At 28.5% G+C, this 16,609-nt stretch carries 17 protein-coding genes and 1 riboswitch; of the genes, 13 read left to right on the forward strand and 4 right to left on the reverse strand.

All coding sequences use genetic code 11. The features are described from left to right. The first annotated feature begins 15 nt into the window (after positions 1-15). The 5 genes from TVTCOM_RS08410 to TVTCOM_RS08430 all read left to right on the forward strand — a co-directional run bounded on the left by TVTCOM_RS08410 (position 16) and on the right by TVTCOM_RS08430 (position 2,825). Positions 16-429 carry a GNAT family N-acetyltransferase gene (locus TVTCOM_RS08410; protein WP_434799386.1) on the forward strand — a complete coding sequence of 138 codons (414 nt, stop codon included), beginning with the start codon at positions 16-18 and terminating at the stop codon, positions 427-429. A gap of 200 nt (positions 430-629) precedes the next feature. Continuing rightward, positions 630-1,130 (forward strand): GNAT family N-acetyltransferase, encoded by a 501-nt coding sequence (locus TVTCOM_RS08415; RefSeq protein WP_434799387.1) that lies wholly within the window; start codon positions 630-632, stop codon positions 1,128-1,130. A gap of 108 nt (positions 1,131-1,238) precedes the next feature. Next, positions 1,239-1,685: a hypothetical protein gene (locus TVTCOM_RS08420; protein WP_434799388.1), complete on the forward strand. Its 447-nt coding sequence runs from the start codon at positions 1,239-1,241 to the stop codon at positions 1,683-1,685. A gap of 169 nt (positions 1,686-1,854) precedes the next feature. Continuing rightward, positions 1,855-2,289 (forward strand): GNAT family N-acetyltransferase, encoded by a 435-nt coding sequence (locus TVTCOM_RS08425; protein ID WP_434799389.1) that lies wholly within the window; start codon positions 1,855-1,857, stop codon positions 2,287-2,289. A 332-nt stretch (positions 2,290-2,621) separates the two neighbouring features. Continuing rightward, positions 2,622-2,825, forward strand: a complete 204-nt coding sequence (locus TVTCOM_RS08430; protein WP_434799390.1) for a hypothetical protein — start codon at positions 2,622-2,624, stop codon at positions 2,823-2,825. 17 nt (positions 2,826-2,842) lie between these two features. Here the strand turns inward: TVTCOM_RS08430 and TVTCOM_RS08435 are convergent, their stop codons facing one another. Next, positions 2,843-3,091 (reverse strand): hypothetical protein, encoded by a 249-nt coding sequence (locus TVTCOM_RS08435; protein WP_434799391.1) that lies wholly within the window; start codon positions 3,089-3,091, stop codon positions 2,843-2,845. A 129-nt stretch (positions 3,092-3,220) separates the two neighbouring features. On the opposite strand from TVTCOM_RS08435, the gene TVTCOM_RS08440 reads away from it, so the two are divergent. The 3 genes from TVTCOM_RS08440 to TVTCOM_RS08450 all read left to right on the forward strand — a co-directional run bounded on the left by TVTCOM_RS08440 (position 3,221) and on the right by TVTCOM_RS08450 (position 6,054). Further along, positions 3,221-3,892 (forward strand): VanZ family protein, encoded by a 672-nt coding sequence (locus TVTCOM_RS08440; protein WP_434799392.1) that lies wholly within the window; start codon positions 3,221-3,223, stop codon positions 3,890-3,892. A gap of 180 nt (positions 3,893-4,072) precedes the next feature. Further along, positions 4,073-4,336 (forward strand): CD3324 family protein, encoded by a 264-nt coding sequence (locus TVTCOM_RS08445; protein WP_434799393.1) that lies wholly within the window; start codon positions 4,073-4,075, stop codon positions 4,334-4,336. 176 nt (positions 4,337-4,512) lie between these two features. Then, positions 4,513-6,054, forward strand: coding sequence for an ABC-F family ATP-binding cassette domain-containing protein (locus tag TVTCOM_RS08450; protein WP_434799394.1), 1,542 nt, complete (start codon positions 4,513-4,515; stop codon positions 6,052-6,054). Between the two features lie 62 nt (positions 6,055-6,116). Here TVTCOM_RS08450 and TVTCOM_RS08455 read toward each other — a convergent pair whose 3' ends face one another. Continuing rightward, positions 6,117-7,442, reverse strand: a complete 1,326-nt coding sequence (locus tag TVTCOM_RS08455; protein ID WP_434796432.1) for an IS3 family transposase — start codon at positions 7,440-7,442, stop codon at positions 6,117-6,119. A 378-nt stretch (positions 7,443-7,820) separates the two neighbouring features. On the opposite strand from TVTCOM_RS08455, the gene TVTCOM_RS08460 reads away from it, so the two are divergent. Further along, the gene (locus TVTCOM_RS08460) at positions 7,821-9,032 is read left to right on the forward strand and encodes a GNAT family N-acetyltransferase (RefSeq protein WP_434799395.1); all 1,212 of its coding nucleotides are present in this window, start codon (positions 7,821-7,823) and stop codon (positions 9,030-9,032) included. Between the two features lie 58 nt (positions 9,033-9,090). Next, a complete protein-coding gene (locus tag TVTCOM_RS08465) occupies positions 9,091-10,449 on the forward strand; it encodes an MATE family efflux transporter (protein ID WP_434799396.1) in 1,359 nt (452 codons plus the stop codon). Positions 10,450-10,518: 69 nt separating this feature from the next. Here the strand turns inward: TVTCOM_RS08465 and TVTCOM_RS08470 are convergent, their stop codons facing one another. Next, positions 10,519-10,752 carry a small, acid-soluble spore protein, alpha/beta type gene (locus tag TVTCOM_RS08470; RefSeq protein ID WP_434799397.1) on the reverse strand — a complete coding sequence of 78 codons (234 nt, stop codon included), beginning with the start codon at positions 10,750-10,752 and terminating at the stop codon, positions 10,519-10,521. A 242-nt stretch (positions 10,753-10,994) separates the two neighbouring features. Here TVTCOM_RS08470 and TVTCOM_RS08475 point away from each other — a divergent pair, with 242 nt between their 5' ends. The 3 genes from TVTCOM_RS08475 to TVTCOM_RS08485 all read left to right on the forward strand — a co-directional run bounded on the left by TVTCOM_RS08475 (position 10,995) and on the right by TVTCOM_RS08485 (position 15,172). After that, positions 10,995-12,758, forward strand: coding sequence for a 1-deoxy-D-xylulose-5-phosphate synthase (locus TVTCOM_RS08475; RefSeq protein WP_434799398.1), 1,764 nt, complete (start codon positions 10,995-10,997; stop codon positions 12,756-12,758). A gap of 221 nt (positions 12,759-12,979) precedes the next feature. Beyond that, a complete protein-coding gene (locus tag TVTCOM_RS08480) occupies positions 12,980-14,566 on the forward strand; it encodes an alpha-glucoside-specific PTS transporter subunit IIBC (RefSeq protein WP_434799399.1) in 1,587 nt (528 codons plus the stop codon). A 63-nt stretch (positions 14,567-14,629) separates the two neighbouring features. Beyond that, positions 14,630-15,172, forward strand: a complete 543-nt coding sequence (locus tag TVTCOM_RS08485; RefSeq protein WP_434799400.1) for a hypothetical protein — start codon at positions 14,630-14,632, stop codon at positions 15,170-15,172. 259 nt (positions 15,173-15,431) lie between these two features. Here TVTCOM_RS08485 and TVTCOM_RS08490 read toward each other — a convergent pair whose 3' ends face one another. Then, positions 15,432-16,469: a hypothetical protein gene (locus TVTCOM_RS08490; RefSeq protein WP_434799401.1), complete on the reverse strand. Its 1,038-nt coding sequence runs from the start codon at positions 16,467-16,469 to the stop codon at positions 15,432-15,434. Between the two features lie 50 nt (positions 16,470-16,519). Further along, a riboswitch (cyclic di-GMP riboswitch) is annotated at positions 16,520-16,607 on the reverse strand. Positions 16,608-16,609: the final 2 nt, after the last annotated feature.

The following is a 16,609-nucleotide window of genomic DNA, read 5'->3' on the forward strand; positions in this document are numbered from 1 at the left end:
AAAGAGGTGAATTGAATGAAGTTTGAGATCACTGATAAAATCACAAAAGAAGATGAAAATATTATTTTAAAAGGGTTATTAGAGTACAATCTAGCAAGAATTGAAGATAAAAATCCAAGAGATTTAGGAATTTATTTACAAGATAAAGCAGGTCAAAAAATTGCAGGCTTAATTGGAAATACACACGGTAATTGGTTGTTTATAAAGTTTTTGTGGGTGAGTGAAGAACTGAGAGGACAAAATATAGGAAGTAATATTTTAAGTCAAGGGGAAAATATAGCAAAAGAACGTGGTTGCAAGTATTCATTTTTAGATACTTTTAGCTTCCAGGCACCTGAATTTTATAAAAAACATGGATATAAAGAAGCTTTTGTACTAGAAAATTATCCTATAGTAGGAAAAAGGTACTATTTTACTAAAACTCTTTAAGATAATAAGAAATAGCAAGTTGGAATATATTAAAAAATTAAATAGATATGACTATAAATAAATTAAATGGTGTTCTTGTGGACACCATTTTTTTGTATAATGTTATAAATTAATTACTATGCTACAATTGTTTTAAATAAATCAAAGGGGGAAAAAGTATATAAATCCAAATGGTTTAAGTAAATGTTGGAGGGATATATATGGAGGTTGTATTAAAAAAATGGACAATAGATGATAAGCACATATTAGCAAATATATGCAATAATGTAGATAGACAATTTTTATCAAATAGAATACCTTTTCCATATACAGAAAAGGATGCAAACTGGTGGCTAAGCATGGTTCAAGAAAATGAAGGTAAAAAAGGCATTTTTAGAGCAATTGTTGTTGATAAGGAATATGTGGGAAATATATCAGTGGAAGTGAAGGATGACGTATATATTAAAGATGCTGAAATAGGATATCTTTTACTATCAAGAAACTGGTCAAAGGGTATAATGACAGAAGCAGTAAAACAAATTATTCACATTGCATTTTCACAGTTGGATATTGTAAGAATCACAGGTTTAGTGTATAAACCCAATGCAGCGTCACAACGTGTTCTTGAAAAAAATGGGTTTGCTTTAGAAGGCATTATGAAGAATGCTGTTTTCAAAAATAATAATATTTATGATTTATGTGTATATGGAAAATATAAATAGATTTTCATAGACGAAAAATTTAATTTAGAAAGTAGTTTCTGAAATTTATATAAAATAGATGTTATTTATATAAAAAATGAGTAAATAAATAAGAATGGGAGGAAGAGTATGGATTTAAATTTTATGGTATCTAAGCTTGATAGTAAGGATACATCACAAGCCTTTGAAGTTTTAAAAGAACTAGAGAAAGCTTCAGACAATTCTAATTTGCTTTATCCTTATATATATAAATTTATGAAAATGATATATAGTGAAAAATATGTTATCAGAGTCCGTGGTTTCAGACTATTTTGCAAACAAGCAAGATGGGATATTGATAATATAATAAATAAAAATATTAATGATGTTTTGATAATTTTAGATGACGATAAGCCAACAGCAGTAAGACAAGCCCTTGCTGCATTGCAGGATGTTGTTATATATAAAAAAGAGCTAAGAGATACAATTAAAGAGAGAGTTTTGACTATTGATTACTATAGGTATAAAGATACCATGCATAGTTTGATTTTAAAAGATATAGAAAAACTGATGAATGTTATGGAGGAAATCATATGACTGAAAGAGAAAAAATATTAACAGGAGAACTTTATGATTGTGGAGATAGTGAATTACTAACTCAATGGCATAAAGGAAAAAATTTAATTAGAGATAATGTTTAGTTTTATAAAGTGCTCCAAGTGTTAATTTATAATGAGGGATTTTTATATTTATGAGAGGTGTGTATATGGAGATAAAAAAGTTAAAACAAGATGATATTGCAGGTGCCTTAGACTTAGTATTAAATGTATTTATGCAATATGAAGCACCTGATTATTCTCAAAAAGGAATTGAAACCTTTAAAGAATGTATCAATGATGTTGAATGGGTTAAATCTTTAGAATGGTTTGGTGCATATATAGATAAATCACTTACAGGTATTATTGCAACTAGAAATGCAGGTAACCATATTGCATTATTTTTTATAAAAGGTGAATATCATAGACAAGGTATTGGACGAAAATTGTTTGAAATAGCTATTAAAAATTGTACAAGTGATTCCATTACGGTTAATTCATCTCCTTATGCTATAGAAGCTTATAAACACCTTGGATTCTTAGTAATGCAAGAAGAACAAATAACAGATGGAATAAGATACACTCCTATGTTATTCACAAAATAAAAAATTATAGGAGGATTAGGCTTATTACTTAGTGGATATGCTTTTTATAATGAAATTGATGAAAATTCTTTAAATAATTAAATACATTACAAACTTAAGGAGCATTACATATGCTCTTTTTTAGTATTAAAAAAATATATAAAATTTACTTCAGATTGGAATGTGAAATTATTGACTATGTTATAATAGTTATTGATTGGATTTTTTTACCTTATTTAAAAGGTAATATTTTGATAAACTATATAAGATTTTATACAATACACTTAGAGAATAAAGTAATGTATAAGGCTAATCCAGTTTAGTATTTGGAGATTTATAGAGGGAGGTTTCTAATGAAAAAATATTTAAGTAAAGATGAGCTTTTAAAAGCAATGAAAAACCAACTATATGTATTTTTAATTTTAATATTAGTAGTATTTTGGGGATTTTTATATTTGTCTAATCAGATAAATGAATTACAGCATGATGTAACTACTATGAAACATGAATTAGATTATGCAAAAGGAAAAATTGAAGAACTAGAAAAAAATAAATAAGATTTTAATTAAAAATATTAAATATAGTGAGGGAATTGTTTTATTAAACCGTCAGTAATAATATCTGCAAACATAATCATATGATCCTCACCCTTATCATATGCTTGTATATCTGCATTCCAATCTTTATTTAACTTAGCAACAACTTGATCTGTAACATATTGTAAATGTTTATGTAACATATCTTTTAGAACTTTATCTGAATAATTAGGATTAGCCGAACTTAAAAACTCAGATATTTTATCAGCATTTTCATGAATTCTCATTTATTTTAGTTAGAAATAATTACAAATTAACATATTGTAATATAAAGTTTTGCAAGCATATGATAAACTAAAAAAGTAACTAGAATTTATAGATGAGCTACAAATATTATTACATGAGGAGGCAGCAAATTGAGAATCTCATCAATTATTCATATGGCCAGTGAATATTTTTTACTAGGCATAGGGAGTGTGTCCATTGGAATTAGTATATTCTTAATAATATACTTTTTAATATATAAGAAGATTATGAAAGGCACTAAAAAATTAAATACAAGTAAAATTTTATTATGGAGTATATTTTTAATTTATACTATTATGGTATTAGGAGCTACATTTGTTCATAGAATACCTGGTATGTATGAAAATATTAATTTACATATATTTAGTTCTTATATAAAAGTGTGGAATAGATTTTCTTTACTAGAACTTAGGAACTTAATTCTTAATATATTGATGTTTGTTCCCTTTGGGATTGTGCTACCCTTACTTTTTAAAAAATGTGAAAAGTTTTATATTACTTATTTTTTAGGATTATGTATGACGATTTTTATCGAAGTACTTCAATTAATAAGCAAGAGAGGTATATTTGAGATTGATGATATTATAAATAATACTTTAGGTTGCATGATAGGATATGGAATAGTAATGATTTTTTTATTATTTTCAAAAAGAAATAAGGGATGTTTAAAAAGAAAGGTATTATCTTTGGCATGTTATCAAATACCTGTTATTATAACTATTATATCTTTTGGTATTATATTTATAAACAGGGACTATTCGAATATAAATAGATTATTTTAATATAAATTTAAAGTGAGGTGGTAAAAATGTCTATGAAGAAAGTGAATGAAGTAAGCTCTATGCAATAACTAAGAAAACATGTAGTATTTGTATAGAGCAAATTTCAAATAAAAAGAGCGCATGTTTTCTATAAGTTGTTGCTTAATTTACAAATAAAAATGTAGATGGGAGCTAAAACTTATGAAGTATGAAAAAGCGCAAGATATTTTACCTTCAAATATAATAGAAATTTTACAAGAGTATATAGAAGGTGGTTATATATATATTCCTAAGAAAAACAAAAAATCTTGGGGAGAAAATACAAACACAAAAAATGAATTGAAAAAACGCAATGAAGAAATATTAATCAAATATTCTAGTGGCAAATCTGTAAAAGATTTGGCCAATGAGTATTACCTTACAGAATCAAGTATAAGAAGAATAATAAGATCACTAAAGAAGTAGTGAGAATAAAATATCGCCAATGACTTGGCACAAAAATAGCTAAATTTACATATGATAAATTTAGCTATTTTTGTGCAAGTTTAATACAGAAATATGTATGGACTTGGCTATTACATGTCAAAAGTCTTAATATATACTTGTAAGTATTATGTAAAAAGACAAAGGAAGTGATGAACGTGAGCATTTTAAGTGTAAATAACTTGACCCAAGGATTTGGGGATAAAATATTGTTTAATGATGTATCTTTCAAATTATTGAGAGGAGAACATATAGGACTTGTAGGTGCAAATGGAGAAGGAAAGACAAGTTTTATGAAACTTATTACAAATGAACTTTTACCAGACTGTGGAATTATAGAGTGGAATAGTAAAATAAGTGTGGGATATATGGATCAAAATGTTAATATAAATGACTATGAAAGTGTGGAGGAATTTTTAAAAAGTGCTTTTAATGATTTGTATTTAATTGAAGATAATATAACAAAGCTATACGAAGAAATGGAATATGTTAGAGAAGATAAGCTACAGAAAATAATGGATAAAGCATCAAATTTACAAGGTGTTCTAGAGGAAAGTGATTTTTACAGTATAGATTCCAAAGTTGATGCAATTGCTTATGGTATAGGAATAAAAGAATTTTTATTAAGAAATCCTGACAGTTTGAGTGGTGGCCAAAGAAGCAAAGTATTACTTGCCAAGTTATTACTAGAAAAGCCAGATATTTTATTACTGGATGAACCTACAAATCATTTAGATGAAGAAAATATTGATTGGTTAAAATCTTATTTAAAAAGCTATGAAAATGCTTTTATTCTTATTTCTCATGATACTGAATTTATAAATGAGGTAGTAAATATAATTTATAATTTGGAAAATAAGAAATTAGCTAGATATGTGGGAAATTTTGATAAGTTTTTAGAACAACATGAATTACAAAAAGAGCAATTACAAAGAGATTATAATAAGCAACAAAATGAAATTAATAAATTAGAAGATTATATTAGAAAAAATAAAACAAGAGCAGCAACAGCAGCTCAAGCAAAATCAAGGGAAAAGAAACTTAAAAAAATGAACAAAATTGAAATTAATAAGATTAAGCCTAGACCACACTTCAATTTCAAATACTCTAAAGCACCATGGCAAGTTCTTTTCAAAACAAAAAATCTTGTTATTGGTTATGACAAACCTCTTACAAAACCACTAAATTTACAAATGGAGAGAAATGATAAAATAGCAATTACAGGTGCAAATGGGATAGGAAAAACAACACTACTAAAAAGTTTAATGGGAATTATACCATCAATAGATGGCAAAGTCATATTAGATGATCACATAGATATTGGCTATTATGAACAAGAAGTATTTGCAAGTGATGATATTGTTTTAGATGAAGTTTGGAATAAATTTCCTAATATGAATAGAACAGATGTGAGAAAAATCCTTGCAAGATGTGGTTTAACAGATGAGCATATTAATAGTGAAGTTTCTGTTCTAAGTGGTGGAGAGCAGGCAAAAGTTAGACTGTGCCAAGTTATAAATAAACCAAGTAATATACTTTTCTTAGATGAACCTACTAACCATTTAGATGTTCAAGCAAAGGAAGAATTAAAAAGAGCTCTTATTTCATATGAAGGGAGTATAATCTTAGTAAGTCATGACAAAGAATTTTACAAAGATATTGTTAATAAAGTGTGGAACTGTGAGAAGTGGAGAGTATAAAAAGTAGTTACTAGAAGTAATAAAATGGACCCTTTGTCAAGGACACTAGAAAAAACGACTGGCTAAGCCGTCATTAAAAGTTGACTTCTATACTTATTAGGAGTCAGCTTTTTTAAATTCCATTGACATCTATAATTATTGTAATAATCCATATAATTATCTACCATAAATTGTAATTCTTCTAATGTATTGCAACTTTTATAGTCTATTTCATCTTTCATATGACCAAAGAATGATTCTTGAGGAGCATTATCCCAACAATTGCCTTTTCTAGACATAGATTGTCCTAAATTGTATTTTTTAAGAAGTTTTTGAAAAATAGGACTTGTATAATGGGCGCCTTGATCAGAATGAACAAAAGCATCTTTATGTAATTTGAATGATTTTAAGTTAATTAAATTATCTATAGTTTTAGTTACGATATCTATAGCTAAACTATTTGATAAATTATAGGCTAATATTTCATTAGTTGAAGAATCCTTTATTGTTGATAAATATGCCATTTTACAACTGCCGTAAGGCATATATGTTATATCTGTTAATAAAACTTTCCCCGGAATTTTTTGTTTAAACTTTCTATTTAGCATGTTCGGAACAACTCGATGTTCCTGAGTAGCCTTCATCATACGTTTTTTTGTATTAGCTTTACGTATCGGGCAAATAATATTATACTTCCTCATTATTCTTTGAATTTTCTTTCTGTTCATTTTTATTCCAAATTCATTTTCTAATGTCATCTTTATAGACCTAGAGCCTCTTTTATATCCACGGTGATTAAATGCTTTTAATATAATATCTCTTGATTTTATATCTCTATCTTCTTTTATATCCCTATAATCTTTTGTTTTAAGGAACCTATAATAACCAGAAGTAGATACATTAGCTATCTTACACAAATGCCTTACCATTCCAGTTAAATTAAAATTATAAATCAAACCTTTTATCAGTCCAAATATTTTAGATGCTTGTAATTTACCTTTTTTCACCTGCCTTTCGCTCCATTCTAACTTTTTTATGAATTCAAGCTCCGCTTTTAGATATTCTATCTCAGCATCTTTTTTAGCTAAATTTTCTTCCATTGTTAACTCTCGATTAATAGGTCTTCCAGAATTTAATGATCTTTTATCTTCTAATCCAGTCACACCTCCACTTTTAAACATTTTTCTCCATCTATAGCTAGCCTGTTTAACACGAGCAATACCAAGTATTTCTATATCAAAACCAGCACCTTCAAATATTTGCCTTATATTTTTTCCTCTCTCATACTCACCTATAAATAATAGTTTAAACTCATCAGTATATGTAATTGCATTTTCACTTACGCTTTTAACATACTTATTTTCAGATAATTTATTAATCTCTTCTTTAGAAAATAGTTTTTTGTTCATAATTAGTCAACTCCTTAATGAATATTTTACACAAAAATAAACCCTATACAAGTAAACACTTTTTCTAGTATCCACTTTATAGGGTCCATTTTATAAAATCCTAGTAACTACTTTTTAATTACAATATAATCATATGATATAATTGTAATAGATAGCTAAAGAGGAAATTTATGGATAAAAATAAATGAATAATTAGAGTCTTTTATTATAATGATTGTGCATAGTTCATATTAACAATCAAATAATATAACAGAGTTGTAAATATTAAAGATTAAGATTGACGTTGGTGTAACACCAAGGTTTATAATTATATAAATAGTAAAGATTAAATGATATTTTAAATATAACAACAAAATTGACTAAAATGGAGGGGATTATATGATTAGAAAGAGAGAATTAAAGATGAAGCCAGTAGGCTTAGAGCATCTTGAACAATATAATCAGTTATTAAGATATGTTTTCCAAGTAACGGACCAAGACTTACAAGAAATAGGATGGGAAGAAAAAGAAATTATTCGTGCTAAATCTCCAACATTGAAGAAAGCCGATGTTTCTGGATGGTTTGATGGAGAAAAATTAATATCTCAAGTAGCTGTTTATCCTATGAAAGTTCGTATATTTAATAAAACTTATGATATGGGAGGACTTACTGGTGTGGGTACTTATCCAGAGTATGCTAACCAAGGGCTTATGCACAAATTATTGTATCAATCATTAAAAAATATGAAGGAAAGAAAGCAGACCATATCTTACTTATATCCTTACTCTATACCATATTATCGTAGAAAAGGATGGGAGATTATATCTGATAGAATTGCCTATGAAATTAATGATTATCAACTTCCTAAGATCAAACAAGTATCTGGAGATGTGGAGAGAGTTGATACAGACAGTGAAGAAGTTAAAAAAGCTTATGAACGATTTGCACTTCAAACACATGGAGCATTACTTAGAGATGATTTAGCTTGGAATGAATATTGGCTTTGGGATTCAGACGACTTGATAGCAGCCATATATTACAACGAAAAAAATGAGCCAGATGGATACATACTATACTTGATAAAAGAAGAAATATTTCATATAAAAGATATGATATTTATTAATGAAGAAGCTCGTACTGGACTTTGGAATTTTATAAGTGCGCATTTTTCAATGATAACTAAAGTTAAAGGGTACACTTACACAGATGAACCTTTGGCATTTTTACTTGAAGATGCAGATATAAAAGAAACTATATCACCATACTTTATGGCTCGTATTGTGGATTTGGAAGGATTTATTGAACAGTATCCATTTAAACCAGACACAATAAAAAGAGAATGGATATTTAAAATGGATGATCCTCTTCTTTCATGTAACCAAGGAAATTTCATCCTCACTATTGATACTGATGGAAAGGGAAAAGTCACACGTACTTCAAAACAAACAGATGATAAAATAGATATTCAAACAATGACAACAATGTTGCTTGGATATAAACGCCCAGACTATTTATACAAAATAGGACGTATTTCTTGTAGTCATGAAACCGTAGATATGTTGGAGGATTCCATAGAACAACAAACTCCATATTTTTCAGACTACTTCTAAAATTAATTAATAATTTACTGTGGAAATACACAGGTTCACTGTTTAGGAGAAAATAAGTATGACTAATGGAAATATATTTGAAAAAAAATCTATACAACAGTTGATAGCCCTATACTCATTGCCAACCATATGCTCTTTAGTACTTGAATCATTAACATCAATGATAGACACTGCATTTGCAGGACATTTAGGAAACATGAGTAGCACTGCATTATCAGCTATGGGTATTCTTAATCCCATACTTTTATTGTTAATTGCGGCCCAATTAATATTTGGAGTATCGACAAGTATAGTTATATCAAAAGGACTTGGGGAAAATAATAAAGAAAAGGTAAATAATACTTTTAAGGTGGGTTTTTATTCCAGCTTTATATGTAGTACTGTTATATCTATAATTATATTTTTACTTCAAGAACAGCTATTAAATATTCTTGGAGCAAGTGGACAGGTTAAAATTTTAGCTAAACAGTTTTTAAACATAGCCATAATATTTAACGTATTTAGCTCAGTGGGATATATGTTAGTTAATAATATTAGAGCATTTGGATATCCCAAAATTGAAATTATAGTTGGAGTTTTATCTACTATTATAAATATTACTTTTAACATAATACTAACATTTGTGTTTCATATGGGAATTGTGGGAATTGCATTATCCACATTAATAAGCGAATTATTTTACTTTGGGTTTTCTATAATATTTTTATTAAAGAAAAAATTATGGATAAAAAGAAGTAGATTGGATTTTATAGAGTTTAAAAATATATTTGTAAGTTTAGTGAAAATAGGCTTTGTTCAGTTTTTAATGCAGTCATTAAATAGTATAAGTGGATTAATAATAAATAAAGTTCTAATAAAATACGGAAGTGTTTCATATATAGGAGCATGGTCCATATGTAGCAATATAAATATGGTTATTCTATTACCATTGATAGGATTGACCCAAGGAGCTCAACCTATAATTGCATATTTCCATGGTAAAAATGATAAAAATAAAGAGAGAGGTGCAAAACATAAAATTATAAAATATAGCTTAATATATTCTATAAGTGCAGCCATACTAATATGTTTATTCGCTGATTACGTTTCTAAGTTATTTACTAATGATTTAAGCTTAGTAGCATTAGCAACACCTATACTTAGAATAGTGCTAGTAGGTTTTCCATTATTGGGAATTTTATATGCTTTAATTACATTTATGCAGGTGTCAGGAGATGAAGTAAGTGCAAGTAAGATAGAGCTAATAAGACAGGTTGTATTACTTATACCATTAACTGTAGTTATTCCTTTAATATTCTCAAAATATGATATTATGAACATTTCACCTCAGTTAGCCGTATTTTTAGCAATACCAATCTCAACACTAATATTAGTGCTTATATGTTCAAAGAAAATTAAAAACATATTATTAAATTAAGCATTTGAAATATAAAGCTGTCTCACTATTTTGGGAGACAGCTTTTTTAATACTAAAAATATAAATAACTTAGTTTTGCGAATTATATTTATCTAATAAAGCTTTTTCACCAAGTTCTACTAATCTTTTGCTCATTTGACCGCCAACTTGCTCTCCAGCCAGTACATTTTTAGCATGACCCATTAAAGTGTCTTGGGAAGCATTACTTTCTACTTTATCTGTAATGTTGTTATAGTTGTATCCTAATTCATGGGCTATTTCCATTTTAAGATTATTAAAGGCTATTTTAGCATTAAGATCCATATTGTGTCCTCCTATATTTATGTCATGTATAAATATAGGATTAGCATATTTAAAACTTATATAACATTATTTTATAAATTCTTGTTTATAAAAAAACAAGTAATCATTAAATGAATTAACTTAGGTATAATATTAATATTTCTCTTTAATTAAAATAATTTTAAAAAAGTTATTGACTTGGAGTTAACTCCAAATATTATAATTTCAAATATAGCAAAAAAATAAACTACAAGGAGAAAAATATGACATTAAATATTTTAAATAAAATTAATGGACCAAAAGATTTAAAATCTTTATCAAGAGAAAATTTAAATTTATTATCATCTGAAATAAGAGATGTATTAATTAAAAAAGTAAGTACAACAGGAGGTCACTTTGGACCAAACTTAGGTATGGTTGAAGCAACTATAGCTCTTCACTATGTGTTTAATTCACCAGTTGATAAATTTGTATACGATGTTTCTCATCAATCATATACACATAAAATATTAACTGGAAGAAAAGAAGCATTTATAAATCCTGAAAAATTTAAAACTGTTACAGGATACAGCGAGCCTAAGGAAAGTGAACATGACTTCTTTACTATAGGTCACACATCTACATCTGTGAGTTTAGCATGTGGATTAGCAAAAGGTCGTGATGCATTAGGAGAAAATGAAAATATAGTAGCAATAATAGGAGATGGTTCTCTAAGTGGTGGAGAAGCTTACGAAGGATTAAACAATGCAGCAGCATCTAATAAAAATATAATAATCTTAGTAAATGATAACAATATGTCCATTGCAGAAAATCATGGTGGTCTTTATGAAAATTTAGCTACACTTCGTGAAAGTGAAGGAAAAGCAGAAAATAACATCTTCAAAGCTTTAGGATTTGAATATCACTTTGTAAAAGATGGAAACAATATAGAATCCTTAATAGAAACTTTTGAAAAAGTTAAGGATACAAATCATCCAGTAGTTATTCATATGCACACTTTAAAAGGTAAGGGATATGAAGATGCAGAAACAAATAAAGAAGCATTCCACTGGGTAATGCCTTTTAATTTAGAAAGTAAAGAACCAGCATTTACAGGTGAATACGTTAAAACTTATGGAGATATTACAGAAGATTTTTTAATAGAAAAAGCTAAAAAAGATAAGTCTATAGTAGCTATAACAGCAGCAACTCCAGGGATAGTTGGAGTAAATAGATTTAGAAGCGAATTACAAGATCAATATGTAGATGTTGGTATTGCAGAAGAACATGCCATAGCTCTTGCTTCAGGTATGGCCAAAAGAGGTGCTAAACCAGTGGCAGCATTTTTAAGTTCATTTATACAAAGAACATATGATCAACTATCTCAAGATCTTGCAATAAACAATAATCCAGCAACTATTATGGTTTATTGGGGAGGAATAAGTGGTGGAGACGTAACTCACTTAGGATTATTTGATATACCACTGATATCTAATATTCCAAACATAGTATATTTGGCTCCAACTACAAAAGAAGAGCATCTTGCTATGGTTGATTGGGCAATAGAGCAAGACAAACACCCAGTAGCAATACGTGTTCCAAATATGGAAGTAGTATCAACTGGTATAGAAGTTGAACCTAACTTTAATGAATTAAATAAATATGTTAAAGTTGAAGAAGGAAGTGAAGTAGCCATAATAGGTCTTGGATCTTTCTTCCACTTAGGTAAAAAAGTTCAGAATAAATTAAAATCATTGGGTATAAATGCCACATTAATAAACCCAAGATTTATAACTGGTGTGGATAAAGATTTATTAAATGAATTACAAGAAAATCATAAAGTTGTAATAACTTTAGAAGATGGAATACTAGATGGTGGATTTGGCGAAAAAATATCTAGATTCTATGGAGATAAAAATATGAGAGTATTAAACTTTGGTGCAACTAAGGAATTTACCGATAGTGTTCCATTAAAAGAACTATATGAGCGCTACCATTTAAGTGAAGATTTAATAATAGCAGATATAAAAAAAGTATTAGAAAATTAAAAATTGTAGTTAGATAGTATGGAAAAGAGTTGATTTCTATGTTTTAATAGAAACAGCTCTTTTTTGTGTGAAAAATCACAGATAATGTTAAATATAATATTAATTAGCACCAATGTCCTGAATTGGGAAAACGTATTGCTGGGAAAAATATAGTTTGATAATATTTAGCTAACACAGAATTAATCACTTGAAATTTATATACAGAAGGGAAGAGAAATGTTATGATGCAGAAGATTCAAAAATTTGGGGGAGCCATGTTTACACCTGTGTTACTATTCGCTTTTGCAGGGATAGTAATAGGCTTAGGTACTTTATTTACAACTGAAGCAATAATGGGGTCACTTGCAGCACCAACTAGTATGTGGTATCAATGCTGGAATGTAGTGTTACAAGGTGGATGGACAGTATTTAGCCAGCTACCATTATTATTCGTTGTTGGTCTTCCTATAGGTATGGCTAAAAAACAAAATGCAAGATGTGCAATGGAAGCACTTGTACTTTATTTAACATTCCATTATTTCTTAAGCACTATACTTGCACAATGGGGGCCAACATTTGGAGTTGATTTCGCAGCAGAAGTTGGCGGAACAAGTGGTCTTACTATGATAGCTAATATTAAAACTTTAGATATGGGAATGATAGGAGCATTAATTATATCTGGAATTGTAATTTATTTACACAACCGTTTCTTTGATACAGAATTACCTGAATGGTTAGGAACATTTAGTGGATCAACATTCATATTTATGATAGGATTCTTCGTAATGATTCCTGTGGCTGTTTTATCAGCATTTGCATGGCCTAAAGTGCAGGGGGGAATGTTATTATTCCAAGGATTTGTTAAAGGTGCAGGAGCATTTGGTGTATGGATATTCGTATTCCTTGAAAGAGTTCTTATACCATTTGGTTTACATCATTTACTATACACACCATTCTTCTATGACAATGTGTTAGTACCAGGTGGACTTTATACTTATTGGGCAACTAAATTACCAGAACTTGCGGCTACTTCACAACCCTTAAAATCAATAGTACCAGAAGCTGGATTTACTTCAACAGGATTTTCTAAGATATTCGGATGTTTAGGGGTTGCGCTGGCATTTTACTCAACTGCCAAACCACAAAATAAAAAGAAAGTTCTTGGATTATTAGTACCAGTTACTTTAACAGCAATATTCTGTGGTGTAACGGAGCCAATAGAATTTACATTCTTATTCGTAGCACCATGGTTATTCGTAGTACATGCATTATTAGCAGCAACTCTTTCTACTGTAATGTATATTGCTGGAATAGTTGGAATTCACTCTGGTGGAGTAATAGAAATGTCATCATTTAACTGGATACCATTAATGTCAAGTCACTGGAGAGAATACTTATTAATGCTAGGTATAGGTTTAGCCTTTACAGGAATATGGTTTGTAGTATTCAAAACTTTAATATTAAAATTTGATGTTAAAACTCCAGGTAGAGAAGATGATGAAGAAGACATTAAATTACGTTCAAAAGCAGAATACAGAGAAAAGAAAAGTTCAAAAGGTAATGATGATCAATCAGTATTTGTTGAATCTATATTAGAAGGTCTAGGTGGTTGTGACAATATTGTTGACGTAACAAACTGTGCTACTCGTTTAAGAGTTAATGTAAAAGATGAAAGCTTATGTAAAGGTGACACATATTTCAAATCAATAGGAGCACATGGATGCTCTACTAACGGGAAATCTCTTCAAGTTATAATTGGACTAAAAGTACCAAAAGTTAGAGATGATTTTGAAAATTTATTAGCTAGAGAGCAAAATAAGACTTTGTAATAAAGTTGTATATAGTAATGTATAAAATGACAAAATTATATTAATTCGAAAGTAGGAGATGTAATGAGCAATAGTAAAAAAACTAAAGCTAAAAAAGTCAAAGTTAAAGATAATAAACCAAAAATTGATCAAAAGAAAGTGAATTCTTTAAATAAGTATTATAATGTGGCAAAAGCATTACTTATATTATCACCTTTTATGAGTTTAATGTATTTATCTATGAATTCAGCACAAATAGGTTTATCACTACCACAGGTAATACAACAAGATCCAAGACTTACAATATTATTCTTGGTATCTATGATAAATCCATTTATAGCTTATTTATTAATATTTATTCAAAGAAAAATAGAGGCAAATGATGTAAGATATGCAGTTACAAACTTAGTTATGTTTATTGTTGCTGAGTTATTACTAAGAAACATGCTGTATGTTATACTATTTGGATTTATCTTATATAAAACTCTTAAAGTTTACAATGTAACGATTAAAGAGTCTTTTAAAGATAAACTAAAAAATGAGTTTTTAATGACAGTTTCAGGAAGCTTAGTTGTTATTGCTTTATCAAGTATATGTCTATTCGCTACAATTAGAATTAGTATGTAAAATAGAAAAAAAGTAAAATGAATCCTATACAGTGAACAAGAAAAAAGCATGTTTACTTGTATAGGATTTATTTTATTTAAAATATTTGTAGGAAAATTTATTCTTTCCTCAAGTATAGATATATTTTCCAAACGTCTCATTATACTAGTTTGACATTAAAAAAACTGACTCCTATTAAATTTAGAAATCAGCTTTTAATTATGACTTAGTCATACATTTTTTTCTCATTTTTCTGAGAAAGGGTATCTTTTATTTTTATCTAATCATTGTCATTATCATTATCGTCATTGTGATCATCATCGTCATCGTGATCATCGTCATTATCATCATCGTCGTCATTATCATCATCGTCGTCATCTTGTTTTTGTTCATTATCTTTGTTTTCAAATTCTGACTTTACTTTTTTACCATTTTGAAACTTAACTTCAAGCTCATACTTAATAATATCGTTAATTCCAAATGATTGTTTTATTTCATTAGTAATTTCATCTTTTGTCATATCTGGAGTTAGGATGAAATTATCAAGCAATGATTTTACATCACCAACACCAATTTCATCTTTTATTTTATATTTAATTTTATTCTTATATTTAGCAGATTCATATTTTATTGAAAGCTTTTTACCTACACTGTTTACTATTTTAATTTCCATTTCTCTTACTTCTTGTTTGTTTGCTATTCCATCGTTATCTAAATCTTCGTTTCCATCCTTTATTCCGTCTTTATCTGAATCCCTTGACAAAGGATTGTATCCTAATAGAAATTCTGATTCATTATTTAAACCATCAACATCTTTGTCTTCATTTCCATCATTAACACCGTCTTTATCGGAATCATAGGAAACAGGGTTTGTACTAATAATAAACTCTTCTTGTGTGTTTAATCCATCTGTATCATTATCTTCATATGAATCTTTAATGCCATCTTTATCGCTATCAGCAGAAAGAGGATTAAGTTTTGACTTTAATTCTTGTAAATTAGTTAGGTTATCCTTGTCATTATCCTCATTACCATCAGTAATTTTATCCTTGTCTGAATATTTTGATATTGGATTTAAATCTAATTGATATTCAACAAGATTATTTAAACCATCTTTATCATTATCCTTAGAGGCTAAATTTTTTCCAAAGCCTAAATGATATTTTGATTGCCACCAATCAGGAATTCCATTAGAATCCTTATCTTGTTTAGAATATTTACTGCTTTTTTTCGGATTATTTTCCTTTGCGTGTACCGTGCCTGTAAATGGAGTTAGCAGCAAGGATGCAACTACTACACCTACTAAAGTTTTTTTCATAACATTCACTCCCTCTAAATATATGTTTGTAATATGCCCGTTTTTGGAATGACGGCAACTGGCTGGCATGACAGAGTTATTGTTTTAGCCCCTTTAGCTTTGCGTCTCTAGTTTTCACTAGATTTGCCTTGATTGAATTA

The sequence above is a fragment of the Terrisporobacter vanillatitrophus genome (assembly GCF_051148895.1).
GTDB lineage: Bacteria > Bacillota > Clostridia > Peptostreptococcales > Peptostreptococcaceae > Terrisporobacter > Terrisporobacter vanillatitrophus.